This is a genomic window from Sorangium sp. So ce381, assembly GCF_051473845.1.
Classification (GTDB): Bacteria; Myxococcota_A; Polyangia; order Polyangiales; family Polyangiaceae; genus Sorangium; species Sorangium atrum.
Map to the genome: position 1 here is coordinate 10,672,447 of NZ_CP150336.1, position 22,339 is coordinate 10,694,785.

The 22,339-nt window shown below is 68.3% G+C and carries 26 protein-coding genes and 1 pseudogene; 13 read left to right on the forward strand and 14 right to left on the reverse strand.

Annotation, left to right across the window (positions count from 1 at the left end; translation table 11 throughout):
- Positions 1 to 61: 61 nt before the first annotated feature.
- From WMF29_RS40030 to WMF29_RS40055, 6 genes and pseudogenes are all read right to left on the reverse strand, one after another.
- On the reverse strand, positions 62 to 466 hold the full coding sequence (locus tag WMF29_RS40030; RefSeq protein WP_437325343.1) for a hypothetical protein: 405 nt from the start codon (positions 464 to 466) through the stop codon (positions 62 to 64).
- A gap of 197 nt (positions 467 to 663) precedes the next feature.
- Positions 664 to 861 (reverse strand): annotated as a pseudogene (locus WMF29_RS40035) (JAB domain-containing protein); the annotation flags it as partial.
- Positions 862 to 936: 75 nt separating this feature from the next.
- Entirely contained in the window at positions 937 to 1,209 is a 273-nt protein-coding gene (locus tag WMF29_RS40040; RefSeq protein WP_437325344.1) for a hypothetical protein, read from the reverse strand.
- Between the two features lie 180 nt (positions 1,210 to 1,389).
- Positions 1,390 to 1,614: a hypothetical protein gene (locus WMF29_RS40045; RefSeq protein WP_437325345.1), complete on the reverse strand. Its 225-nt coding sequence runs from the start codon at positions 1,612 to 1,614 to the stop codon at positions 1,390 to 1,392.
- A gap of 469 nt (positions 1,615 to 2,083) precedes the next feature.
- Complete coding sequence (locus WMF29_RS40050) at positions 2,084 to 2,710, reverse strand: JAB domain-containing protein (RefSeq protein WP_437331216.1); 627 nt, start codon at positions 2,708 to 2,710, stop codon at positions 2,084 to 2,086.
- A gap of 5 nt (positions 2,711 to 2,715) precedes the next feature.
- Positions 2,716 to 3,228, reverse strand: coding sequence for a sigma-70 family RNA polymerase sigma factor (locus WMF29_RS40055; RefSeq protein WP_437325346.1), 513 nt, complete (start codon positions 3,226 to 3,228; stop codon positions 2,716 to 2,718).
- 145 nt (positions 3,229 to 3,373) lie between these two features.
- Between WMF29_RS40055 and WMF29_RS40060 the strand changes: the two genes are divergently transcribed.
- Positions 3,374 to 3,826, forward strand: coding sequence for a helix-turn-helix domain-containing protein (locus WMF29_RS40060; RefSeq protein ID WP_437325347.1), 453 nt, complete (start codon positions 3,374 to 3,376; stop codon positions 3,824 to 3,826).
- 318 nt (positions 3,827 to 4,144) lie between these two features.
- On the opposite strand, the gene WMF29_RS40065 is transcribed toward WMF29_RS40060, so the two are convergent.
- The 5 genes from WMF29_RS40065 to WMF29_RS40085 all read right to left on the reverse strand — a co-directional run bounded on the left by WMF29_RS40065 (position 4,145) and on the right by WMF29_RS40085 (position 9,279).
- Positions 4,145 to 4,591 carry a hypothetical protein gene (locus WMF29_RS40065; RefSeq protein ID WP_437325348.1) on the reverse strand — a complete coding sequence of 149 codons (447 nt, stop codon included), beginning with the start codon at positions 4,589 to 4,591 and terminating at the stop codon, positions 4,145 to 4,147.
- 6 nt (positions 4,592 to 4,597) lie between these two features.
- Positions 4,598 to 6,187, reverse strand: a complete 1,590-nt coding sequence (gene ltrA / locus WMF29_RS40070; RefSeq protein WP_437325349.1) for a group II intron reverse transcriptase/maturase — start codon at positions 6,185 to 6,187, stop codon at positions 4,598 to 4,600.
- Between the two features lie 481 nt (positions 6,188 to 6,668).
- On the reverse strand, positions 6,669 to 7,184 hold the full coding sequence (locus tag WMF29_RS40075; RefSeq protein WP_437325350.1) for an AAA family ATPase: 516 nt from the start codon (positions 7,182 to 7,184) through the stop codon (positions 6,669 to 6,671).
- On the reverse strand, positions 7,181 to 8,536 hold the full coding sequence (locus WMF29_RS40080; protein ID WP_437325351.1) for a DDE-type integrase/transposase/recombinase: 1,356 nt from the start codon (positions 8,534 to 8,536) through the stop codon (positions 7,181 to 7,183). The genes WMF29_RS40075 and WMF29_RS40080 overlap by 4 nt, the downstream gene beginning before the upstream one ends.
- Positions 8,537 to 8,655: 119 nt before the next feature.
- Positions 8,656 to 9,279 (reverse strand): hypothetical protein, encoded by a 624-nt coding sequence (locus tag WMF29_RS40085; RefSeq protein ID WP_437325352.1) that lies wholly within the window; start codon positions 9,277 to 9,279, stop codon positions 8,656 to 8,658.
- Positions 9,280 to 10,711: 1,432 nt separating this feature from the next.
- Here WMF29_RS40085 and WMF29_RS40090 point away from each other — a divergent pair.
- On the forward strand, positions 10,712 to 11,668 hold the full coding sequence (locus WMF29_RS40090) for a TauD/TfdA dioxygenase family protein (RefSeq protein WP_437325353.1): 957 nt from the start codon (positions 10,712 to 10,714) through the stop codon (positions 11,666 to 11,668).
- A 521-nt stretch (positions 11,669 to 12,189) separates the two neighbouring features.
- Here WMF29_RS40090 and WMF29_RS40095 read toward each other — a convergent pair.
- Positions 12,190 to 12,522: a hypothetical protein gene (locus tag WMF29_RS40095; RefSeq protein ID WP_437325354.1), complete on the reverse strand. Its 333-nt coding sequence runs from the start codon at positions 12,520 to 12,522 to the stop codon at positions 12,190 to 12,192.
- A 290-nt stretch (positions 12,523 to 12,812) separates the two neighbouring features.
- On the opposite strand from WMF29_RS40095, the gene WMF29_RS40100 reads away from it, so the two are divergent.
- From WMF29_RS40100 to WMF29_RS40110, 3 genes are all read left to right on the forward strand, one after another.
- A complete protein-coding gene (locus tag WMF29_RS40100) occupies positions 12,813 to 13,085 on the forward strand; it encodes a heavy metal-binding domain-containing protein (protein WP_437325355.1) in 273 nt (90 codons plus the stop codon).
- Positions 13,061 to 13,399, forward strand: coding sequence for a membrane protein insertion efficiency factor YidD (gene yidD / locus WMF29_RS40105; RefSeq protein ID WP_437325356.1), 339 nt, complete (start codon positions 13,061 to 13,063; stop codon positions 13,397 to 13,399). Before WMF29_RS40100 ends, yidD begins: the two co-directional genes overlap by 25 nt.
- Positions 13,400 to 13,561: 162 nt before the next feature.
- Complete coding sequence (locus WMF29_RS40110; RefSeq protein WP_437325357.1) at positions 13,562 to 14,035, forward strand: hypothetical protein; 474 nt, start codon at positions 13,562 to 13,564, stop codon at positions 14,033 to 14,035.
- Positions 14,036 to 14,332: 297 nt separating this feature from the next.
- Here the strand turns inward: WMF29_RS40110 and WMF29_RS40115 are convergent, their stop codons facing one another.
- Positions 14,333 to 14,734 carry a DUF6968 family protein gene (locus WMF29_RS40115; RefSeq protein ID WP_437325358.1) on the reverse strand — a complete coding sequence of 134 codons (402 nt, stop codon included), beginning with the start codon at positions 14,732 to 14,734 and terminating at the stop codon, positions 14,333 to 14,335.
- Between the two features lie 1,019 nt (positions 14,735 to 15,753).
- Entirely contained in the window at positions 15,754 to 16,716 is a 963-nt protein-coding gene (locus tag WMF29_RS40120; RefSeq protein WP_437325359.1) for a LysR family transcriptional regulator, read from the reverse strand.
- A 178-nt stretch (positions 16,717 to 16,894) separates the two neighbouring features.
- Between WMF29_RS40120 and WMF29_RS40125 the strand changes: the two genes are divergently transcribed.
- The 8 genes from WMF29_RS40125 to WMF29_RS40160 all read left to right on the forward strand — a co-directional run bounded on the left by WMF29_RS40125 (position 16,895) and on the right by WMF29_RS40160 (position 22,283).
- Positions 16,895 to 17,368, forward strand: a complete 474-nt coding sequence (locus tag WMF29_RS40125; protein ID WP_437325360.1) for a DUF4260 family protein — start codon at positions 16,895 to 16,897, stop codon at positions 17,366 to 17,368.
- A 300-nt stretch (positions 17,369 to 17,668) separates the two neighbouring features.
- Positions 17,669 to 18,553: an ADP-ribosylglycohydrolase family protein gene (locus WMF29_RS40130; protein ID WP_437325361.1), complete on the forward strand. Its 885-nt coding sequence runs from the start codon at positions 17,669 to 17,671 to the stop codon at positions 18,551 to 18,553.
- A 270-nt stretch (positions 18,554 to 18,823) separates the two neighbouring features.
- On the forward strand, positions 18,824 to 19,687 hold the full coding sequence (locus tag WMF29_RS40135; RefSeq protein WP_437325362.1) for an alpha/beta fold hydrolase: 864 nt from the start codon (positions 18,824 to 18,826) through the stop codon (positions 19,685 to 19,687).
- 148 nt (positions 19,688 to 19,835) lie between these two features.
- Entirely contained in the window at positions 19,836 to 20,252 is a 417-nt protein-coding gene (locus WMF29_RS40140) for a hypothetical protein (protein ID WP_437325363.1), read from the forward strand.
- 120 nt (positions 20,253 to 20,372) lie between these two features.
- Positions 20,373 to 20,984, forward strand: coding sequence for a GyrI-like domain-containing protein (locus WMF29_RS40145; RefSeq protein ID WP_437325364.1), 612 nt, complete (start codon positions 20,373 to 20,375; stop codon positions 20,982 to 20,984).
- A 104-nt stretch (positions 20,985 to 21,088) separates the two neighbouring features.
- On the forward strand, positions 21,089 to 21,475 hold the full coding sequence (locus WMF29_RS40150) for a VOC family protein (protein ID WP_437325365.1): 387 nt from the start codon (positions 21,089 to 21,091) through the stop codon (positions 21,473 to 21,475).
- 114 nt (positions 21,476 to 21,589) lie between these two features.
- A complete protein-coding gene (locus tag WMF29_RS40155; RefSeq protein ID WP_437325366.1) occupies positions 21,590 to 21,814 on the forward strand; it encodes a LysR substrate-binding domain-containing protein in 225 nt (74 codons plus the stop codon).
- A gap of 73 nt (positions 21,815 to 21,887) precedes the next feature.
- Complete coding sequence (locus WMF29_RS40160) at positions 21,888 to 22,283, forward strand: hypothetical protein (RefSeq protein WP_437325367.1); 396 nt, start codon at positions 21,888 to 21,890, stop codon at positions 22,281 to 22,283.
- Positions 22,284 to 22,339 lie beyond the last annotated feature (56 nt).

A 22,339-nucleotide genomic window follows, 5' to 3' on the forward strand; every position in this document is an offset into this window, starting at 1 on the left:
CGGGTGCCAGCCCACCTCGGCCCAGCGCCGGCGTCCGGTGACGATGCGTGGAGGGCGCGCGCTACGGAGAAGCGACCGCGTGCCCGCGCCATCGCAGGAGCGCCGCAGCGTGCGCCTTCCGGAGCATGAACAGGTCGCTGTCGTGGCGAAGACGCGCGAGCTCGATGCGCTCCCCTGGCGTGAGGGGTTCGTGGGCGTTCCGGTCGAGCAGCTCGTCGTGGCGCGCGAGCTCTGCTTCGGACCTGTGGCTCTTTGCGATTTGCCAGAGCGCCTGGTCGTCCATCTTGTCCAGGCAGGCGAGGTCGACCTGGAACTCCGGGGGCGCGTCGTCCCAGGCGGGAGGGCTGCCGAGGCTCAGCGCCCGCAGCATCACGGCTTCGAGCGGCTGTCGGGTCGCGAGCGCAGTCCCCCTCAGCCGCTGGTAGAGCGCCTCGGGGAGAGCGAGGGTGACGGTGGCGGTCGACATCGCGCTGGGGTGGACGCGGGAGGCAAGCCCGCTTCGCCGTCGAGCCTAGCACGAGGAGCACCCCCGCTCCTCCCCTCCCCGGCCAACCGCGATGACGAGGGCGAACGCGCGGCGGGGCTGCTGGCCGGGGCGCTGCGCTGGAGGTGGCGGGCTGGATGCGCAGGGGCGCAGCGCGCCGCCGCAGGGGCGCAGGGGCGCAAGCGCCCCGCGAGGGTAACGAGCGCGCCCCGGCGCGCGCGGGCGGCGTGGTAGCGGCGGCCGAGCTCGAAGGCGGCGGCCAGCCGGGTCGCGTCGAACAGCGCGATCTGGGTGCGCTCGGCCAGCGCCGCGGGCGAGAGGCGGCCGAGGGAGGGGAGAGCGGCCGTGCCAAGGAGGCGCAGCCCGACGCCGGGGGTGACCCGACCCAGGTTGCGGTAGCCGGCTTGCGCAGCCGGCGTGGCTTCGTTCTCGCAGGTCGACGTCGGTCAGTATCAGGGGGATCGGCGCGCACGGATCGCAGCGATCTCACCGAGATCGAGCAGATCTTTGGCACGACCGGCCGCGCGCTTGGCGCGTTCCAGGGCGTCCAGCCCCAGGATTCGAACCGTGGAGCCGTAGAGCTGGATTTCCTCCGACCCTTTCACAACGTCGTCGAAGCCACCCACTCCGGGCACTTCGCCCAGCAAGTCTATGGCGCCAATATCCGTGCTCAGCGTGAAGTTGAGCCCGCTCCATAACGTCTGGTCATCCCAGAAGAAGGGCAACTCGGGAGGGAAACCCCGAAGGGTAGGATGGAACGGAGCCAGGGAGCGTGCGAGGCGCCGCAAGTTCTCGCGATCGCGCGAGTAGCACATATCGATGTCGTTCGTCGTGCGGCTCGACCCTTGAATTACCAGCGCGAGCCCGCCATGATCACGAAATCGACACGCTCACCGACGAGCGCTTCAACGACGCGCCGAAAGTCGGTGACCATGGGCTGCCTTCGCTTCCTCGATGAACTCCAGTGCCTTCCGCATCCGCTCGACTCTCTCGGTGGGAGTCAAGCGCAGGTTCTCGGCGATGAGCGATGCATCAACGCCGGAGGGGACTCTTTCGAGTATCCGCTGATCCCAGCTCTTCTCGGCGTCGGAGGGTTCAGCCGCTGTTTGTTCGGCTTGGCGATCATGCATCGGCGTCGGGCTCCTGACCGACTGTACCACGGTGGTGATCCCCGACGATAGCGAGCGAGCATGGCTCCCGAGGCCGGCCGGCTGTCGTCTTCCTGAGCGCGTACGCCAGTCGCAGTCTTCCCGCCTTGGACGTCGCAGCGGTCGGGTGGCTCCCGCCGCCCGACCTCGCGAGCGCCTTTCTCGCGCGCCATCCAGGTCGAGGTCACACGTCCGGCGCGCGATGCCGGGCCCCCGGTGCGGACGCCGGCGCGCCGGCCGTCGCCGGAGGCGATGCGTGAGTGCGGGTCGACCTCGATGCGGTGCCCTGGGTCGGGTCCCGCGGTGGCACCGTGTGCTCCAGCGCCTCGTGCCGCTGCCTGAGGCCTACGGCGCTGCCGGCCGGGGCCATGCGCTGGAAGCTTGCTCTGGATGCGCAGGGGCGCAGCTCGCCGCCGCAGGGGCGCAGGGGGCGCAAGCGCCCCGCGAGGGTCTACTCGTAGACGGCGGCGTAGCGGCCGCTGGGCGTGACGATGACGTGAGCCGTGAGCGGGACTTGCAGCTCCGAGCCGAGGTGGCGCAGCTCCAGGGTCATCGCTTCGTCCTCGCGGGTCGGCGTCGGGTCGCCGCTCGGGTGGTTATGGGCCAGGACGAAGCTGTGGGCGGCCATGTCCAGCGCCGTGCGCAGGACCGTGGAGCGGCCGACGTGGAGAGCGTCGTCGGAGCCGCGGGCGAGCAGGCGCGTCTCGCGGACGCGGCCGTGGGCGTCGAGCGCGGCGACCCAGAGCTCCTCGTGGACCAGGGACGCCAGCCTCGGGCCGAAGTAACGCGCCACGCGGGCGGCGTCGGTGAGGAGCGCGCCCCGGCGCGCGCGGGCGGCGTGGTAGCGGCGGCCGAGCTCGAAGGCGGCGGCGAGCCGGGTCGCGTCGAACAGCGCGATCTGGGTGCGCTCCGCCAGCGCCGCGGGCGAGAGGCGACCGAGCGAGGGGAGAGCGGCCGTGCCGAGGATGCGCGCCCCGACGCCGGGTAGGCCGAGCACCATCTCGAGGAGGGCGGCCTCGGTCGCGGTCGGCAGCTCGGCCGCCGTCTCGGCGGGGGCGTCGATGGGGGCGCGGCTCATCGGGCTCATCGGGGCGACCTCCGAGAGCGGGTGAGGGCGCGGGCGAAGAGGCGGCGCGCGAGGCGGAGGCGGGTGGCGACCGTTGGGCGCAGGAGCGAGAGGGAGGCGGCGATCTCGTGCGAGGAAAGGCCGGTGGCGGCGAGCGACAGGAGCTCGCGCAGCTCGGGGCGGAGACGGTGGAAGTGGAAGGCGCGGAGGAGGCCGCGGGCGACGAGGCGGGCCTCCGGAGAGGGGGCGGCGAAGGCGGAGAGGCGGTCAGGGTCGACCGCGGGGAGTTCGTGGCGGCGGTGGGCCTTATCGCGGTAGTGCGAGGCCTGCCGTGAGGCGATGCCGGCGAGCCAGGGGCGAAGGGAGTCGCCGGGAGGAAGCGCGGGGGACGGGCGGAAGCGGCCGGCGCGCATGCTGCGCCAGGCGCCGAGGACGGTGTCCTGGGTGAGGTCGTCGAGTTCGACGGGGAGAACGCCGCGGGTGCGGAGGGTGCGGCGGACGAAGGTGGTGTGATCGAGAATTGTGGCCACGTCCAAGTAGACGGCGGGCCGCGCGGCGTGAGCCCCGCCTCTGCCAGGCCATCGCCCAAACGGGCGTGGAGCGCCGGAACGGACGCGGCGGCAGGAGGGAGGATTGATCTCTTGGCCCTGTCCAGGGCGTGAACGTACTGTTCCCATGTCGGACCTCGTTCGAGCGGGGTTCGGCCACGCCGCCCGGGGGTGTTACCAGCACCCGCGGGCGGCACTATTCGCGGTCCTGCAACCCTACGGGCTGCCGGCAGGAAGCGTCAACGAAAAGCACGGCCGGGCCGCGTTATTCTGGACTGGGCAAAGGTGTACGCACGATCTGGTGCGCACCCTCACCCTGGACACCATTCTGGTCTACATCGCCGCGAACCTTCGGCGTTTGCGCCAGAGGCGCGGCATGACCCAGGAGGGCCTCGCGGAGGCTGCTGAGCTCGATCTCCGGACGCTGCAGGACATCGAAAGCATGCGGCAGAGCGTGAGCTTGGGTGCGCTCGTTCGGCTCGCGAACGCGCTCGACGTTTCACCGGCGGCTCTCCTCCGGCCTGCGGAGATGCCGGAGATCAAGCGCGGCCGGCCGCGCAAGCGTCCCGCCGGCACCTGACCGCCACTCCCCCGTGCCCCCATCTCGACAGCCCTCGGCCATCCGCGCGCTTGGCGTAGATTTAACGGTCCGGGGCGTGCCCGCACGCGCCCGCGCCGGTCTCCTTGACTGTTGACGCTCAGGCTGGCCGATGGTCCGCCGAGCAGGCAGCTTGATGGCCATCGAGGGCGTGCGCGGTTGCGGTCAAGGAGAGCGATGGCCATCGTTCGGACGCGCGCCGCAGGGCAGCTCGCAATGGCCATCATGGTTGGTGGCCGTCGGCGCCGGCGAGGTGTTTCTTCGCCAGCGCCGAGGGGGCGCCCGTCGTGTCGGTCAGCGTCAGCTGCCGTCCGTCCCCAGGTCGCCGACGATGCGCGCCATCACGTCACGCTCGACGAGTTTCTTCTTCCGTCGCGCCGCCTCGCGCAGCGCGGCGGTGGCCATGCGGTCGATCTCGCGCAGGCTGGAGCCAGCCGCCTCGTGGAGCAGCGTCAGAGCGTCCGCGGTGAAGACGTCGCGGTCGGCGCCAGCACGGCTCATCCGTAGCCGCACGTACTCGCCGGTATCGTCGGGGACCATCGCACCGATCGAGAGACGCCGCTCGATGCGCGAGTACAGCGAGCGATTTTTGCGCAGCTCAAGCCGGTCTTGAAGGTCAGAGAGCCCTACCAGGATCAGCGACAATAGTGCGCGGCTGTCCCATTCATAGTTCGGTGGGCGGCCGGCGCCGTGCCCGGCTTGCGCCGGGTCGGTTTCCGGCCGCCCCCGTCCAAACCCGGCGTGCACCTTTCGTTATGCACCGGGCTCTCCCTCCATGTTTGTGGCGAAGTACGGTTCGCGCATCCACCCCAGCTTGTATTGCTCGACGCGCACGGTGGACGTGTCGAAAGGGCTGACTCCTCCATCCGTCCATCGCACGCCTCGTCCCCCCGACCTGCGCTGCCCGTACTGCAGGATCAAGCGCTTCAGGGAGATGCGGTGCTTCTTACGAAGCCATCGGGCGATCGTCCACCACACGTAATGGTCGAGGAAGTTGAAAACCTTCTTCGCTCCCCACGCGTGCCGGTAGAAGTTCGCCCAACCCCGCAGGATGGGGTTGAGCCTCTGGAGCTGACCCCGCAGCGAAGAGCCCGTTGATCTCTTCTTGAAGAGCTGCTTGATCTTCTCCCGGAGGCGCTGGCTGCGCTCCTTCGGCACGAGGCTCGCGCTCACCTGCCGGCGATGTCCGGGGTGGCGTCGGACGAGGACATGGTGCCCGAGGAAGCTCATCGGCTTCGTGACAGGGGTCACGAGCGTTTTTGCCTCTGCAAGCTCCAGCCCAAGCTCGGCTTTCAGGAAGCTGGCCAGTGCAGCCTTCTCCTCGTTCGCGACCCGCTCGGCATCCGCATGCTGCTGCGGGCCGGGCGGGGCGGCAACGAGGATGATGAAGTCATCCGCGTACCGGATGGGGACGAGGATAGGGAGGCCGCGCCGCCGGTCGGTGGCGCGTCTCTCGTTTGCTCGTCGAGTGATCCCCGCAGGATCGGTTTGTATCGTCGGGGTGCGGCGTGGCCACACATGACGCTCATACCGCTCCTCAATCGCGCTGAGCGCGATATTCGCCAGCAATGGCGACAGGATCCCACCTTGGGGAGTGCCGGCTTCCGTTCGGGAGAACTGCTCCTCGGAAAGGACGCCAGCCTTGAGGAATGCCGCGATCAGTCTCGTCACCTTGACATCGCCAATGCGTCGGCGGACCCGGTTCATTAGCGCGTGGTGCCCGATGTGATCGAAGCAGCCCTTGATGTCTCCTTCGATGGCCCATTGGTACGGAAGCCGATGCTCGATCCCGCCCTTGCGTACAGGCCTCGGTCGCAACAGCATCCGTAGATGCTCGAGAGCGCCGTGGACCCCGCGGCCGGGGCGGAAACCATACGAGACGGGAAAGAAGTCCGCCTCGAAGATCGGCTCAAGGATGCTCTTCAACGCTGCTTGCACGACGCGATCCTTGACGGTGGGAATTCCCAGGGCTCGGTACTTCCCTGGGGCGCCTGCCTTGGGGATCCGCACCCGTCGGACAGGGCTCGGGCGGAAGCGGTGATTTTTGAGCTCCTCGCGCAGTGTCTGCACGAAGGACTCGCTGCCACCGCTCGTTCGTCCGAGCTTGACCACCGTGACACCGTCGACGCCCGCCGTGCGACTCCCGCGGTTGCGGGCGACGCGGTGGAAGGCGCATCGCAAGGAGCGAGGATCTGTAATGAATCCCCACAGCTTGCGAAAGACGTAGTCCAGATCGTCTCTACCTCGCCGGTGAAGCTCGCGCTGGACGCTCCGGAGCCAGTCCTGATCGGACTGAGGCGCCGCATACACGGCTTTCTCCGGCGCCATGCGCGTTTCACCCATGGACTGCCTCCCTTCGCCATGTGCGCGGCTCTCCCGCGCTCCGACTACTACGGAGGCTCCGCCCCCCGGACGAGACATTGCCAGACCTGGTGGCTTGCTGGCGCTTCCGCCAGCGCTCGGCTCGGGGTTCCCGTGTTCACTGCCCTGACCCATGGTGCTGTAGGTGGTCGGCTTTGCCCCTGGCAGCGCGGACCGCATCCCCGTTCGAGGCTGGGGGGCGGCGTGCCCATGCCGGGCACACCCAGATGCTTTCAACTGGCTACCGGGCTCTGGCTGCAAACCCGCACGAGGCGGGGCATCCTTCCGTACAGAGGGTTCTAACACCGACTTCGATTTGCTTGGACGACGGTCCATGCAGTTCTCACCTTGGCACCTGTGGTCACCGGCCTCGGTCGCCGAAGCTTCCTTCGCCGGCTGTTTACGCCGCTCGGCTGTTGCAGGCCCCCGTTCCAGTCTCCGGGGACGTTCGCGGCGCCCTTCTTCACCCAGCTCGGCCTGGGCGAGGGGGACCCCTTGCGGTCCCCGGTCTTGGCAGCGCCTCACGGCGCACATTTAACAATATGTGGAGATGATCGAGCGTGTCTTGGTGGAGCAGGTGCGCTTCGTCCAGCAAGAAAACCGGGTGGATGCGCTCGCGGCCGAGGGTCTCGATATGGGCGCTGACAGCGTAGAAGACGGCCGCTGCGGTCGCCGCGGGGTTGAGGCCGAGGGCATGGCAGAGCTGGCGATAGAAGTCGCGGCGGCCGAGCGTAGCGTTGTGGCAGTAGGTCAGCCGGAAGCCTGCCTGAGGCAGCCGATGACGCACGGCCCGCAGCACACACGTCTTGCCGGCGCCGGGCTCGCCGACCAGCAGCACTTGGGCGTGCTCGTGCACGGCCTCGCACACCTCCTCGACGAGCTGCTCCTTGGAGGGCGGCAGCCACAGGTCGCCGTCCTGGATCTCCTTGGAGAAGGGGGCGGCGGAGAGGGTGAAGAAGCGGACGTAAGACTCGCTCACGTTGCACCTCCACGCTCGCTCGTGTCCTCGCCAGAGCCCGTGGACAGGCCGAGCGTCCGCGCGGGGTTGAAGTCCACCGGGCGTGTCGGCTTGTCCACCGCAGGCCCGCCGCACGGCAGCCGCTTGCGCCGCGCATTGCGCTGCGGATCGACCGGATGCAGTACCAGGCGCTTGCCCTCGTGCTCGACCCACGGCGGCTCGCCGGGCGCGACGAAGCACCGGGCGACGGAGACGATCTGGCCGGCGAGGTAGCCTTGATCGAGCTGCCAGGCGACGCCGTCGACGGAGATGATGTTGTCACCTGAGACGCGGCGCCGGGTGCGCTCGGTGAGTGCGACGCGCAGTGCCTTTTCGTCGACGACGCCCTCTGCGGCGGGGCGAGCAGCATAGACCTTCGCCGGGGTCTTGCCGAGCAGGCCCGCGTGCGGCGCCGGGTGATAGCGCCTGTCGAGGAAGGAGCGGAGCGTCGTGTTGATGTCGACCAGCGACGCCATGGCGCCGAGATAGTTGAGACACCCTTCGCGCAGCGTGCGCCAGAAACGCTCCATCTTGCCGCGCGCCTGCGGGTCATAGGGCTTTGCATGCAGCAGCGTGATGCCGAGCCTCGCGCACGCGGTCTTGAGGACGTCGCCGCGGTAGGTGGAGCCGTTATCGAGGTAGAGCGCGTCGGGCTTGCCGTGGCGGCGCAGGGCGTCGACGGTCATGCCGAGCATGTCGACCTCCTCCTCGGTCGTGTGCGCCTCGAGGGCGATGACGTAGCGAGAGGCGTCGTCGAGCAGCCCATGGATGCGGATCGGCATCGCTTTGCCGCCGACGGTGCAGCCCGTCACGTGGCAGACGTCGCCGTGCCAGAGCGCGCCGGGACGCTCGGCTTGCCAGCGCAGCCGCGTCTTGGGCTCCCCCTCGGCGCGCGCGGCGCGGCGGCGAAGGCTGTACGCCGCATACAATCGCCGCACGGTGGGCTCGGAGACCTTGCCCGCCTCAAGCCGCCCCTCGTCGACGAGCGTCTTGAGGATGAGTGGCACCGAGGCGTCGGGGTGCTCGCGCCGGATGTCGAGCAGCAGACTGCGCAGCTCCTCCGACAGCTCCTGCGCGAAGCCGCGATCGCTGCGTGGCTGCGGGCGTAACCCGTCGAGGCCAGCGGAGCGATACGCATACAGCCAGCGCTCGAGCGTGGGCACGGCGTAGGTGCGCGTGCTGTGCGCGCCCGGCGGTCGAAACCGCTGCTCGCTCAGGGCGCGCAGCTCGGCGGCGAGCTGGCCGTGGGTGAGCACGCGGTGCATGAGAGGGCCGATGACCGTGGCGCGATAGATCGCCACGGTCTCGGCGTGATCGGTGGGGCCGAGGGCCATTGCAAGGGGTCCTTTCTGCGCCTTGCCGGCGCGCGGTCCTTGTCCGGGATCGGCGACGTTTTCGGCAGCGATCCTCTCAGGTGGGCGCTACGATTCGGGCTCCGAAGGGGCAGATGCCGTCACGCCGCGTGCGCGGCGCCGAAGAAGGCGCGGTGCTCGATCGGCAGCGCCCGGGTCGTCGGGTCCGCGCTCGCCACAAGCGCTACCGCGGCGCGGCCTGCGCGCTGGCGGAGCGAAGCGGCTGGAACGGGGTCGGGGGCTTCAGCAAAGAGGCGTCGTTGCGCGACATCGCGCACCCATCTGCGCAGCGTGGTCCAGCCGGTGACGGCGCTGTCGCCGACGATCCCCGCGGGGGCCACGCGGCGCCGGACCTCGGCCGCGGTCGCGAGCACAAGGCCCCAGAGCGCGAGGGCGAAGCCGATGGCGGAGGCGCTGTACAGGCGCCGGCCGAGCACGCCGCGAGGAACCACGAGGAGCACGGCGCCGCACGAGACGCAGCGATAGCGGCGGGCGGTCACCGTGAGCATCTCGGGCGGCTGATCCGGCCCTGACGGGCCCCAGACCTGCCGCTCGCGCTTGCCGTGGCCCTGGAGGCGAATGGCGCCGCCGAGGGGGCAGCTCGCGACGCCGCAGGCTGGGCACCGAGCAGGTCGCGCTTCGACGACCGTCGGCGTTTGCTGCTGCCAGCGCTTGATGTCGATGGCGCTCTGGACGACACTGCGACCGCTTCGATTCCTGGGCACGGGAACCGGAGCACGACGAGGAGACTGTCGGCCAAGATCAGGTCTCCTCGTCGCCTATTTTGTGGCCGGCCCCGCGCCGCTGCTCCGCTCCTCGGGTGGACCTACCCCGCCGTGAGTCGGGCGTGCGAGCAACGATAGCTGGAAATCTTCGATGGCTGAACGGAAGGGGCTGCGATCGGGCATCAGCGGCATCTTCGGACGACGCGAATGTGCTCGGAGGGGTCCATGGTGAGAATTTTGAGCAGCTGACCGGAATGCACGGCGCCGCCACTCTCCGGACACCATCGCCCTCGTTGCCCGTGCAGAGCGAGCACGCTCCATGATGGCCAGCTTCGCCGGGCAGGGCTCCTCGCCATCAAGAAGCATGCTCGATAAGAGGAGCTTCGGCATCAACGAGAGTGCGCGGCAATACCTGGTCGTCCCAGCTGATGCCGCCCGTGCCCGGTGGCCCCAGCGTGACGGTGACGCCCTCGACCGTGAGCCGGTCCTCGTCGAGGCAGGCGATGCCGATCGAGTCGCCGCCGCGCCCCGGGCCGCCATAACCGCCCTCGCCGCCATCGCCCCCCGGCGCCCCCGTTGTAGGAATGGGCCGAGCGGTCCTCCAGCACGCCGCCCGGTGCGCCCCGGCCGCCTCGTCCGCCTCGCTGGGACTCGCCGCCGTCGCCGCCCTGGCCGCCGTCGATCTTCTCGATCTCGCTGTCGCGCACGGTCACTCTGGCGTGCAGCGCGACGATGCCGACGCTCGGGTAGCCGTTCTCGCCCCCTGGCCGTCGCAGCCGTCGGCCCCGCCCGGGCCTCCCCCGGCCCCCCTTGGACGCCGCGCCGCACACGCCGAGCCCGCCCCTGCGGCCGCCGCCTCCGCCGCCGCCCTGGCCCGGCGTGCCCCAGCCGCCGTCGCCGGCCCAGTCCGCTTCCCAGCCGGCCTCGCTGATGCGCCCGATGCCCTGGCCGGGAGCGCCGACGGTGCCTCGCGTGCCGTAGGTCCCATAGGCGCCGTCCGTGCAGCCCACGTCGGCCACGTCCCCGCGTCCTCGCCGTCCGTAGTTGCTGGGGTTCGGCGTCGAGGTCGGCTCGCCGTCGCGCCCGTCCTCCGCGCCGCCGGGCAATCCGTCGCCGCCCTTGCCGCCGACGCCGGTCCTCCCGGGGACTGCTTCCTACGCAACACTGCACCCGCAAGGCTGCTGCCTGCGGAACAGGCGCGGCGGCACATCACGCTTCCGCCACCTCGCCGTGCCTCGTTGAGAGCAACCCCTTGCTCCACGCGCGCTCGACGCGACGGACCGCGCGACCGCGTCGCCACGGCGGGATGGGGCCATGCCCCGAGCTCTGCGGCCCTACAAGAATTTCCCGAGTCACCGGACTGGAACGGCGCATGCTCAGGGCGAGCCGCGAGCTGGCGTCCAGGCTCGTTCAAGACTGCGAGAAGAGTGCCATGTCCGCCCTCATTGCCGAACAACAGACCTACCCTCTGCCGCTGCAGCTGGATGTACGACCGCTGACGCCCGTGATCGGGGCGGAGATCCACGGAGTCGACCTGCGCAAGCCGCTGGCCCCTGCCACGGTGCAGGCAATCGAGCAAACCCTGCTCCAATGGAAGGTGATCTTCTTCCGCGAGCAGGACATCTCCAACGAACAGCTGCTCACCTTCGGCCGCACCTTCGGCCCGCTGACGCCGGCCCACCCGATCGCGCTGGGGCTCCCTGAGCACCCGGAGATCTGGGAACGAAAGGCCGCCGAGTACAAGGAGAACCACCGGTCGGACCTCTCCATCCCCACCGCCAAGCCGCCGCGCGACTACAAGGGCTGGCACATCGACATCACCTTCGTCGCCAACCCGAACAGGTACTCCATCCTGCGCGGCGTGGAGATCCCGCCGTACGGCGGCGACACGCTCTGGAGCAACCTCGAGTGCGCCTACGACGGCCTGTCGCCCACGATCAAGGCGCTCGTCGACGGGCTCCAGGCCGTCCACCGCACGAGCAGCTACGATAGCGGAGAGCCCAGGCCGGGCCGCAAGGCCGCAGGCCCGTTCGCCGCGCTTCACCCGCTCGTGCGCGTGCACCCGCGGACCGGCCGCAAATCGCTGTTCGTCAACCCGGGGACGACGAGCCACATCGTGGGCCTGCGAGAGCGCGAGAGCCAGGCGCTCCTCGATATGCTGGCCGACGAGGTGACGCGGCCCGAGTACGCGGTGCGCTTCCGCTGGACGCCCAACGCGATCGCCGTTTGGGACAACCAGGCCACCGCCCACGCCGGCCCCATCGACTACGCCCACTTCGACCTGCCGCGCGTCGTCCGCCGCATCACCGTCGCAGGCGAGCTGCCCCAGGGGCCCGACGGGTTCCGCTCGCGGCCGCTCGAAGACGAGCTGTTCGGCGTGCTCGGTTGACGCCGCGCCGCACACGCCGAGCCCGCCCCAGCGGCCGCCGGCCTTGGCCCGGCGTGCCCCAGCCGCCATCGCCGGCCCAATCCCCTTCCCAGCCGGCCTCGCTAATACGCCCGATGCCCTGGCCGCGTGCTCCGACGGTGCCTCGCGCGCCATAGATCCCGTAGTCGCCGTCCGTGCAGCCCACCTCGGCCATCTCCGCGCGTCCTCGCCGACCGTAGTTGCTGGGGTTCGGCGTCGGGGTCGGCTCGTCGTCGCGTCCGTCCTCCGCGCCGCCGGGCAATCCGTCACCGCCCTTGCCGCCGACGCTCGGGAGCCCGCCCTCGCACGGGTTCACCACGGCAGCCCCGCCGGCCACGGTCTCCGCCGAGCACCATTCCCGCCCTACATCCCTCGGGTGCACGGCTCGGCCCGGGCAAGTCCTCGCCTTGATGCCCCCACCCGGCGGCGGGGCGAAGCCAGCCTCGGAGGAGGCTCGACCGCGGTGTTCGACTGGACGAGCATCGCGATCGGCTCCGATGAAATTATGCCCATGTCGACGATTCTCGATACCCGACCTGGAGCACCGCGTTCGGGTGCACGGCGTGCGCGCGACGGATCGGCTGCTCGCCGACCTCCGACAGGCCGAGGAAGCGGCCCTCCTCGCGCACGAGGTCGTGCCATGGCGCCGCCGAGGTCCTCGGTGGGCACGGCGGGGTCCGCGCGGTGCTGGTAGAGTAGGTCGATGTGGCGGTGGCGAGGCAGGCGCACATTGTCACAGGAGCCCTGAACCTGGCGGGCTTGCTCGACCCGCGCCCGCCGTCGACCACCGCGTACCTGGCAGCGATGCCCGATGCGGTCACCTTCGCGGCAGCCATGGTGTGGTGCGGCTATCTCGCCTCGCCCAGGATGATCGCGAAGATCCCTCCGGCGGACCTGCGGCGCCCAGCGCTCGCACATATCGACAGCTTGCTTGCAGGGACCTGCGCGCGGCCCCCAACCTGGGTCGGGCTCCCTCCCCACGAACTAGCCTATGACGATCGGTGGCCCGAGTTTGCTCTGGACATGCCAGGCATAGGTGTGCTCTCATACGTTTTCGGTCCTAAACGCAATGGGCGGGGCGATGCTATGGACTCGAATGGCACCGCTTCCGGGAGGAGATGATAGCATGTTGATGTGTTCCGGCGGGGTGACGCAATCATACCATGTATTAAAAATGGTGTTTGGGTTCGCCAGCGTGGTCGATGGTTGCGGCGGGACGCTCAACACGCAAGGCGCATATCACGCCGCTCTCCAACGTCTTGAGGAGAGCGCCACCGCAATCGGTGCCCACGGTGTCCTGTTCATTGGATTTCAGAATCGGGTGGCGAGCGCTCAGGGATGCACCGGACCGAAGCAGGCATTCGAGGTGTTCGCATGGGGAACAGCGGTAACGTTCTGAGTATAATCGACCGACTGCTGGGCCTTCTCGCGGTGGTTGCGATCCGCGGTTACAAGATCTTTTTATCCAGGTGGACTGGACGACACTGTCTATTCAGTCCAACGTGCTCGACCCGTTCCATGGTTTTCTTTCGTGAACTGGGTTATGCTGCCGGTCTCGCCGCCACGAAGCGCCATCTCGAAGATTGCTGCGGCGAATACTCCATTCGATTGGAAGCGGACGGCAGCATTAAGCTGATTGCGAAGTCCGGTAGGTCTTTCCCGCAACACGAGCTGGCGGCTCACGTCACCGCGCGCTTACCTCGCGTCACGTGACGTTATCTGCTCTTAGCATGCAAGTCGGGCATGCTCGAGCGGCTTGGCGCCTACATGTCGCTTCCCAACAAACCGCTGTAACGGACGGCGCTTCGCGCTACCGCTGATCGACCGTCTCGTTAGCGAGACGTACGCCGCCCACCTTGAGCCAGACGGCCTCCTATGCCGCCCCCGAAGCCATACTCCATCGCGCGCGCCGAGCTCATCGCACAGCAGTTCGGCAGGTTCGCGACCCAGCACGTTCACCAGCTGGCGGGACATCATGCAAATCTTGCATTCTGGATCGCCGAAGCGGCGGCGGCGGTCCGAACCATTGACGAGTATCAGCAACGATTTCGACAACTCCGCGACGCTCAGGTCTCGTGGGTGCAGCAGCACGACACAAAGATCACGAGATACTGCCCAGTCTGCCGCGGCGCATGTGAATTCGGTCCGCAGGCCCCGAACCGTCCGCATCGTGTCCGATCAGAAGATCTCGCCGCCGCACGTGAGGCCGTTCGAAAAGCGGTCCGGCAGTTTCTGGTTCGGCTCTATCACGCGGGATTCGTCTCCGAAGCCGAGGTCCGCCGGTCGGCTGATCTCGTCGGCGCCTCGATCGAGCCGGAGGACCTGGAGCGAGGTGACGAAGCTCGTTAACCTGGCGTTGCACGGGCGGAGCGGCGTCCCAGTGTGAACGTGACGCCCTGCCTGTGTGCTGTCGTCGATTCCCCGTGCTGCGTAGAAACCCGCGCCGGAGGTGTCGATGGACGAGAATACACCCTGACCACAAATGACGCCGTTGTTGCTTTCTTCCTCGGTATCGCGGAGATCTCCCGACGGCTGCCGAACGGCGGCAGCTCCCCGCGCCAGGTGTAGCCCCGTCCTCAGACCACAACCGGTGATCGACCCCCGCGGTCCAGCCCCCTCTCGGAGCATGGTGCCCCGGGAGGCGGGTCAGCCGGGCGCCCCCTTCTTCTTCGCCTCCACGGCCTTCTCGATCTCATCCTCGATCACACGCTCCATCCTGTCCTCGAAAGCGCGGCCAAAGATGTACGGCACGGCCATGGGGAAACCCGTCGCTCCGGGCTCTCCATCGCACCACGTGACAGGAAGCCCAGCCTTCTTGAGGGACTGACGAGCCGTCTCGAACGCGAGCTGTAACGCCTGGACCGCATCCACACCGTAGGCCGAGTCTCGGACGGGATCTGGAATTCCCTGAATATCTACCGGACAGGCCCAGTCACCGGACGCCTTCTGCACCGGCTTGCCGATGGTCACGGTCACCATCCGGCCGGGCTCGCCTACGACCGAGAGGCGTCGTTCTGCGATGGGTTCGAGCGGGGTGTCGTCCTGCATAGGACGCACCTTGCGGCCCCTTCCTGCGGGGTGTCAAGCGGACGTCCTCTTCACGTACCGTAGTGCCAGTAACACCAGCCGAGACACGCGACCAATCCCCCCTTCGCTGCCGCCCAGCAACCGGCCCTCAAGCGAGGATCCGGTGGTAGCTGGGAGCAAAATTGCTCCATCGCCTGCTGTCCGTTCCGACATGCCCGGTTGCACTCGTCCAGGGAGTCAGGCAGTTCGACCTCGTCGCTGGCCGCTTCAGGTTCGTCCACCTCTGGCGATGCTCCACATCCCATCGCCGTCGCCAGACGTGTGGCTCCGAGAAGACCCAGCACGCACAGCAGCCGTCTCATGTGCTTCCCCCGAGGAGCACGTGGAGCCCGGCCCCTGAGCACGTCAAGGACGACCTTGCCGGGTCGCTCCTCATACGATTTGCACTTGAATCGACACTTGGATAGGCTGGAATGCTTGTTGAGCAAACATCCAACGTCATACTTTCTGGCGTTAGACGGCTTGTGTCATTGCTCTCATCCGGCGAAGCGTCTCATCGAGGAGTGGATCCTCCGGGCGAATTCTCTTCGCCAGACGGCGAAGAAGTACGACCTGCTCACCGCGACCGGCGAACTCAACTTTCACCGCACGGAAAGCCTATGTCCCTGGCCTGCTCAGCGTCAGGATGGGCTCTACCGAACGGATACCCCCCGGACCCGCGCCTGCCGCCGACCGCGGTGTACCTGGCAGCGATGCGCGATGCGGTCACCTTCGCGGCAGCCATGGTGTGGTGCGGCTATCTCGCCTCGCTCAGGATGATCGCGAAGATCCCGCCGGCGGATCTGCGGCCCGCAGCGGCCAAGGTGGGGCCCGAGGGAACATGTCGAGTGTGGTGGTATACGACGAGGCGAATGGTCCGCTCGTACAGATCCACATCTCGGGTCTCGTGACGGGGCCGTGACGATCCGCCGAGCGCCCCAGTGTCAACGTGGGCCAGGTGGGAGACCCCACCTCGGTCGTCAGGAACGGGTCCTTGCCGCTCAGCCCGAGCTGGGCCTTCGCCGCGTGCCCGGCGGCCGGGCCTTCGCCGCCACCGGCCGTGTTTCGCGTGCCTGGGTCGCGTAGGCACCAAGCTGCGCGACGAGGTGCTCGAAGACGAGGCGGACGCGGCGCACGGCGCGCAGATCCTCGTGCATGACGACCCAGGCGTCCAGGTGGAAGGCGAGCGCGGGCAGCACGCGCACGAGCGGCACCGGCCGCCGGCTGAGCGGGAGCTGGCACACCCCGATGCCGAGGCCGGCGCGCACCGCGGCGAGCTTCGCGATGTCGCTGTCGCTGCGGAACGCATAATCGCGCGGCGTGGTGACGAGCCCGGCGGCGGCGAGCGCGTCGATGATGGCGCGGGAGCCGTCGGCGCCGATGAGGGCGTGGCCCTGCACGAGCCCTGCGAGCGACGTCGGGGCAGCGTGCGCGGCGAGGTACGCCTTGGTGGCGAAGAGGCCGAGCTCGACGCGCCCGGCGCAGCGCCTCACCAGGCCGGCCTGCGTCGGCTCCGCCATGCGCACGGCGACATCGGCGTCGCGGCGCAGGAGATCCTCGGTGCGATTCGTGGCGACGAGCTCGATCTGAAGGCGCGGATGAGCAACGAGGAGCGGGGCGAGCATTGGGGGAAGCACCTCGACGCCGACGACCTCGCTGCACGTGACGCGCACGGTGCCGCGGTCGGCATCGGTGGGGCTCGACACGGCGCGCACGAGGGCGCGCGCGCTCGCGGCGATGGACTCGGCGTAGGGCAGCGTGGCGAGCGCGAGCTCGGTCGGCACCAGGCCGTTCGGCGCGCGGGTGAAGAGCACGACGCCGAGCTGCGACTCGAGCTGCTCGATCTGGCGGCGCACGGTGGGCTGCGCGACGTCGAGGGCACGCGCGGCGGCGGAGAGGCTGCCGGTGCGCATGACGGCAAGGAAGGCACCGTAGAGGTCCCACGAGGGCTCGGCTGGGCTCATCAAAAGATGATGAGCGGATGGACACATTTGTACAATGTTCATGAGCCCCCGCAGCGACCATGCTCTCCACGTCGCCGGCCCCCGCGCCCGCGAGTTCACGGAGACGGCGCGCACCACGCGAGGATGGGGTCCACAGGACGGATACCCGGCGCCGGTACGCACGACGAGGAGAACGACCATGACCACCGCCGCGATGCTCCCTGCGCTCGACCTTGCTCCTTCTACCCGCCGCCCCGCGCCGCAGCCCACCTGCGAGGTCTCGGCGGGCGGGGCCAGGGGCATGCCGCGCGCGCTCCTGCGCCTCGAGGGCGCGCTCGTGCTCGGAGCAGCGCTGCTCGCCTACGCGCACCTGGGCGGGAGCTGGGGATGGTTCGCGGCGCTGTTCCTGCTGCCCGACCTGTCGCTGCTCGGCTACCTTGCGGGCCCGCGGGTGGGCGCGGTGGCCTACAACGCGGGGCACAGCCATCTGGCTCCCGCGCTGCTCGCGGCCGCGTCGGTCGCGCTTGGCTCGCCGGCGCTGCTGCTCGGCGCGGCGATCTGGGTCGGGCACATCGGCTTCGATCGGATGCTGGGCTATGGGCTCAAGTACGGGACGGCGTTCGGCGACACGCACCTCGGCCGCGTGGGCGCGAAGCGCTCTTTCAGTCAATGATGGTCTCAACGGTCGCCGACCTGAAGACGGCTGCGCCCGGGCCGCCTCGTCTTCTTCCGCGAGCAGGACATCTCCAACGAACAGCTGCTCACCTTCGGCCGCTCCTTCGGCCCGCTGACGCCGGCCCACCCGCAGACCGTGCCGACGATGGCCGCCTGTCAAGGCGGATCGATATCTCCGTGAAGCCCGGAGCAGCATCGCAGCAATCGTGAATTCCTGGGAGCGGGACGGGGATGAGTGCGGGCTTGGAGTAGAACGGGGGGAAGCGCACCGGCTGGAGTTCGCGTAGGATCGCAATATATGACGACCGTCGAGATGCGAACGCGCGCACGCAGCTGCCTCCTCGCTGGTGCGCTCGGCGATGCATGGGGCGGTCCGTACGAGGGCCTTGCCGGGCCGGTACAGCCCGTCTTTCCAGAGGCTCCGCGGCTCTCCGATGACACCTGGCTGACCCTCGCCACGTGCGAGGCCATCGTGCTGAGCCGAGGACGCGTGCAGCCGGAGCGTATCGCCGAGCGCTTTCGTCACGGGTTCGAGGCTGGCCGCATCTCCGGCGTAGGCTCTGCGACGCTCAAGGCGCTTCGCGATCTCGCCGCTGGTGCCCACTGGGCTCTTGCTGGAGCTCGCGGTGAGTTCGCCTCAGGCTCGGGTGCTGCCATGCGCGCGGCGCCGTTGTCGTTCTTCCTGGACCCGAGCGTCGAGGCGGACCGTCGAACGATCCGTGACGTCTCACGGATCACACACCACAGCGACGAGGCCTACGCCGGTGCGCTCGCCGTCGTCGTCGCACTACGACATTGCGCGTCCAATGGGACTGTTCCGCAGGATCTCCTCTCCGTGGTCGCGGCCGATCTGCCGGACACGGCGGTTCGCGATCGTCTGCTTGATATCGCCGACTTTCGAGGCTCACCGAGCGAAGCCGCTGTCCGGTTCGGGTGCTCCGGCCATGTGGTTGAGGCCGTACCGATGGCCCTGTTCGTCGCAGCGGCGACCACGGACGAGCCCATCGGGGCGGTCATCGCGACCGCCGTCTCGCTGGGCGGTGACACCGATACCATCGCGGCCATCGGCGCCCAGATCGCCGCCGTCGGGGGACGGCCGCTCCCGGATGATCTCGTCGCGAGGCTCCCCGAGCTTCCGCAGATCACTCCGATACTCAACCGGTTCGTAACCCTGCTGAAATGACGACCGGGGCCGGGCTCGGCGAACAAGCGGCTGCAGCCGACGAGGCCGGCGGCGTGGATGACCGGAGCCTTGCGACAGATCGGACGGGCGTGGCACGATGGGACGTCGGCATCGGCGGGCTTCGCGGCTCACCCGCGAGCCGTTAGACAGCGCAGGGCAGGCGAGATAGGCCGCTTGAAGGGGGGAGACAGTGGCCTGCGCGCGAAGGGCGTGTCACCTTCTCCCGGGAGGCCCGTCAGACAATCGAAGGCATCGAAGGAGCCAGGTGCGATGAGAAAACCGGAGCTGGTGAGGTTCGAGATTGAAGGTGCCGAGATGGCGGTCCGCCTGGCGGGCGATCGGGAGAAGCCGGCGATTCTCCTGATCCACGGCTTTCCGAGCTCCTCGGAATCGTTCCGGAACGTGATCGGCACCCTCGCGCGAGACTGCTTCGTGATCGCCCCGGACCTTCCGGGGTTCGGCGGCTCCGGGCCGGTCGAGCGCCCCTCATTCTCGCGTTTCGCGGACATGATCGACGGACTGCTCGCGCGGCTCGGAGCCGGGGCCTTCCACCTCTACCTCCACGATTATGGAACGGCGGTAGGACTTCATCTCGCCACGCGCGCGCCGCGCAGGATACGCAGCCTCATCGTCCAGAATGCCAATGCCCATGAGAGCGGGATGGGGCCGCAATGGTCGGCGACCAGGGCCTATTGGGACGATCCTACGCCGGAGCGGGAAGCCGAGGCGACCGCGCACCTGACCTTCGAGGGGACGCGCGACCAATATGTGGGCGGCGTGCCCCGGGACATCGCCGAGCGCATCGATCCCAGGCTGTGGGAGGAGGACTGGCGGATCATGTCGCTCCCCGGCCGGCTCGAGGCGCAGCGTGCGCTGGTGCTCGACTATCGCAGCCATGTCGCGCGATTCGGGGAGATCGCCGATTATCTCGCTCGCTGGCAACCCCCGGCGCTGATGCTGTGGGGGCGGCACGATATCTTCTTCGATCTCGAGGAGACCCTCTCCTGGATGAAGGCGCTCCCGCGTATGGAGGCGCACATCCTCGACGGCCCGCATTTCCTGCTGGAGACCCATCCGGCCGAATGTGCCGCGTTGATGAGCGCCTTCGTCGGGCGCGTGGAGGGGTTGCGTTAGGACGCGTGCACCGTGAGCTCGTACAGGAGAGCCTCCTCGCGTTGGTCCTCGCCGAGAGCGTTCGTAGTAATTGTACGACGCGCTGCGACGAGCTTGCGCTCGCCGCCGAAGCGCCGGTATCTTCGGCGAGCGGAGGCGGTAGGGCGCGATGCGATCGGTCGTCGTTTTCCTGAGGGACACGATAGAGTCTGCGGTCACGGCGTACCTCGACGCCGCCTACCCGGAGCAGCGGGAGCCGTGGGTCGTGTTCGTGGCCGGTGACGCCTGCCTGTACATCAACCTGTACCGGCACGGCCCTCGTGAGCACGAGCCGGAGGACTGGGCCGATATCGTGCAGAGGCTCGGCGGCGAGCCGGCGGCCTGCGTGATCGCCGACGTGTCCGGGCGGCACCCCGGCGACGAGCAGGTGGCCGGGTTCGTGGCCGGGCTGCTGTCCCGGTTCAGCGGGGCGGCGATGGACGACTACACCCCGCACCTGTGGTCGCTGGACGAGCTACGGGGCGGGCACCGGGTTCGTGGGCACCCGTTCTTTGACTACAAAGGGTGGTTCGCGGAGAAGAGCTGACAGGGCCGAGCCATCCGCTGCACCTCACCAGGCGGGCCTGTAGGCTCTTCCAGATTCGTGGCTCCCCCGCCCGCCCGCCGGGCAGGTGGGCTTGTGCGTTCGCTGTCATCAGGTGCATTCGTGTCGAAAGTTGATCTCAAGAGCGAGCTCAAACATCTCTACCAGGCATCCGCGAAGGAGGTGGTTCAGGTTGAAGTGCCAACACTTCAGTTCCTCATGATCGACGGCCAGGGCGACCCCAACACTTCACAGCAGTATGCCGAGGCCGTGGAAGCGCTGTTCTCCGTTGCCTACACGACGAAGTTCATGATGAAGAAGGGGGAGCGAGGGATCGACTATGCGGTGATGCCTCTCGAAGGCCTCTGGTGGTCGGATGACATGTCCGTCTTCACCTCCAACGATAGGTCGAGGTGGAAATGGACGATGATGATCATGCAGCCTCATTTCGTGGAGGAGGCGATGATCCAGGCGGCCATGGTAGAAGTGAGGCGAAAGAAGGCGCTCCCCGCGGTGGACGCGCTCAGGCTGGAGAGCTTCACCGAAGGATCATGCGCTCAGGTACTTCACATTGGCCCCTTCACTGAAGAAGGGCCGACCATTCAGCGAGTCCATGATTTCATTGGTGCGCGATCGGCGCTTGCAGGGAAGCACCACGAGGTGTATCTGAGCGACATACGTCGCGCCGATCCGGCCAGGTGGAAGACCATCATCCGCCAACCCATGGTGCGATAGCCAACAGATCGTTCGAGCCGACGCCGCTTCGCGGCGCGGCTCGACTCAGGCGCCAGGTCGCAGAAACACAGTCTCCCTCACCACAACCCGTCCTCGGAGGTTCCATGAAGCGAGTCACTGGAATTGGCGGCATCTTCTTCAAGGCCAAAGACGCTCCGGCGCTGCAGGCCTGGTACAAGCGGCACCTCGGGATCGATGTCCAAGAATGGGGTGGCACGGCCTTTACCTGGACCGACGGTGAAGGCAAGCCGGTCGCCGGAACGACCGTCTGGTCCATTGCTTCGGCGCAAAGCGACCAGTTTGCGCCCGGCGCTGCGACGTTCATGGTCAATTACCGGGTCGAGGATCTCCACGCCCTCGTCAAGGTCTTGCGCGAAGAAGGCTGCAACGTCCTCGAGAAGATTGACGATTCCGAGTACGGGAAGTTTGCCTGGGTCATCGATCCAGAAGGAAACAAGGTGGAGCTCTGGCAGCCGCCTGCCGGCCAATGACCCGGGGCAATCGGCCTCAGCAGCCCTCTCGCGCCGCGGCGCTCGCCTTCTGAAGGAGCTGCAAGACCCGCCCTCGCCGCGCGTCTCCACTGATGATCTGCTGCTCGCCACGGCATGGCGCGGATGGCCGCGGTGCTCGCCGTGCTGCCCGGCTACCTGGCACACGAGGACGTGCTCGCAGGGCGGCTGGTACGGCTGGTTCCGGGCTGGAAGCAGACCGTCGGAACCCTCTTCTTCGTCTACCCGCCGGCCCAGCACGTGCCGCGCAAAGTGACGGCCCTGCGCGACTACCTCGTGGACGTCATCGCCCAGCGGCCCCTCGCGCTCGCAGAGGGATGAGCGCTGTCGATGCCGCTCAGCGGACTACGCGCGGCTCCTGGACGCGGCATGGACACCTGTATACGCTCGTCGAATGAACGACTTGTTCGGCACCGACTCGAACGATCTGTTCCCGCCCGCCGACCGGGCGAAGATCGAGGCGCTCACGGAGGATCCGGACGCGAAGGTGGGCTACGAGCTGACCAAGGGGATGCTGGTCTGGTCGGATGAGAAGCCGCGCGACGTCGAGCTGTCCACGTTTGACAAGATGATGATGCTCCTGTCCTATCGATCCATGATGTACCGGCCGGAAGGGTTCCGAGATAGCCAGGACGAGTTCGTTCGTGACTGGTTCGCGGCATGCCGCGCGACATGGGAGAGGGCGAGGGCCAGCGGCCTCCGGTGGATCGGCTTCGCGCCGTCCCGCACCGATCCCGCGAACCTCGCGCTGCTCCTCGAGCTCGAAAAGGTCGAATTCTCGGACATGTAGCCCAGCGGGTGCTCCCGCGGGCCTTCTGCTCGACGGCCTTCAAGACCTTTCCCACG

What these genes read in the sequence shown, in the direction of transcription:
- WMF29_RS40080 (WP_437325351.1), bottom strand. Translation starts at nt 8,536, where the DNA reads ATGGCCCTCGGCCCCACCGATCACGCCGAGACCGTGGCGATCTATCGC.
- yidD (WP_437325356.1), top strand. Translation starts at nt 13,061, where the DNA reads ATGGGGAACAGCGGTAACGTTCTGAGTATAATCGACCGACTGCTGGGC.
- WMF29_RS40095 (WP_437325354.1), bottom strand. Translation starts at nt 12,522, where the DNA reads ATGGCTGCCGCGAAGGTGACCGCATCGGGCATCGCTGCCAGGTACGCG.
- ltrA (WP_437325349.1), bottom strand. Translation starts at nt 6,187, where the DNA reads ATGGGTGAAACGCGCATGGCGCCGGAGAAAGCCGTGTATGCGGCGCCT.
- WMF29_RS40045 (WP_437325345.1), bottom strand. Translation starts at nt 1,614, where the DNA reads ATGCATGATCGCCAAGCCGAACAAACAGCGGCTGAACCCTCCGACGCC.
- WMF29_RS40110 (WP_437325357.1), top strand. Translation starts at nt 13,562, where the DNA reads ATGCCGCCCCCGAAGCCATACTCCATCGCGCGCGCCGAGCTCATCGCA.
- WMF29_RS40135 (WP_437325362.1), top strand. Translation starts at nt 18,824, where the DNA reads ATGAGAAAACCGGAGCTGGTGAGGTTCGAGATTGAAGGTGCCGAGATG.
- WMF29_RS40155 (WP_437325366.1), top strand. Translation starts at nt 21,590, where the DNA reads ATGGCGCGGATGGCCGCGGTGCTCGCCGTGCTGCCCGGCTACCTGGCA.
- WMF29_RS40060 (WP_437325347.1), top strand. Translation starts at nt 3,374, where the DNA reads ATGTCGGACCTCGTTCGAGCGGGGTTCGGCCACGCCGCCCGGGGGTGT.
- WMF29_RS40140 (WP_437325363.1), top strand. Translation starts at nt 19,836, where the DNA reads ATGCGATCGGTCGTCGTTTTCCTGAGGGACACGATAGAGTCTGCGGTC.
- WMF29_RS40100 (WP_437325355.1), top strand. Translation starts at nt 12,813, where the DNA reads ATGTTGATGTGTTCCGGCGGGGTGACGCAATCATACCATGTATTAAAA.
- WMF29_RS40150 (WP_437325365.1), top strand. Translation starts at nt 21,089, where the DNA reads ATGAAGCGAGTCACTGGAATTGGCGGCATCTTCTTCAAGGCCAAAGAC.
- WMF29_RS40030 (WP_437325343.1), bottom strand. Translation starts at nt 466, where the DNA reads ATGTCGACCGCCACCGTCACCCTCGCTCTCCCCGAGGCGCTCTACCAG.
- WMF29_RS40090 (WP_437325353.1), top strand. Translation starts at nt 10,712, where the DNA reads ATGTCCGCCCTCATTGCCGAACAACAGACCTACCCTCTGCCGCTGCAG.
- WMF29_RS40160 (WP_437325367.1), top strand. Translation starts at nt 21,888, where the DNA reads ATGAACGACTTGTTCGGCACCGACTCGAACGATCTGTTCCCGCCCGCC.
- WMF29_RS40125 (WP_437325360.1), top strand. Translation starts at nt 16,895, where the DNA reads ATGACCACCGCCGCGATGCTCCCTGCGCTCGACCTTGCTCCTTCTACC.
- WMF29_RS40050 (WP_437331216.1), bottom strand. Translation starts at nt 2,710, where the DNA reads ATGAGCCGCGCCCCCATCGACGCCCCCGCCGAGACGGCGGCCGAGCTG.
- WMF29_RS40130 (WP_437325361.1), top strand. Translation starts at nt 17,669, where the DNA reads ATGACGACCGTCGAGATGCGAACGCGCGCACGCAGCTGCCTCCTCGCT.
- WMF29_RS40115 (WP_437325358.1), bottom strand. Translation starts at nt 14,734, where the DNA reads ATGCAGGACGACACCCCGCTCGAACCCATCGCAGAACGACGCCTCTCG.
- WMF29_RS40120 (WP_437325359.1), bottom strand. Translation starts at nt 16,716, where the DNA reads ATGAGCCCAGCCGAGCCCTCGTGGGACCTCTACGGTGCCTTCCTTGCC.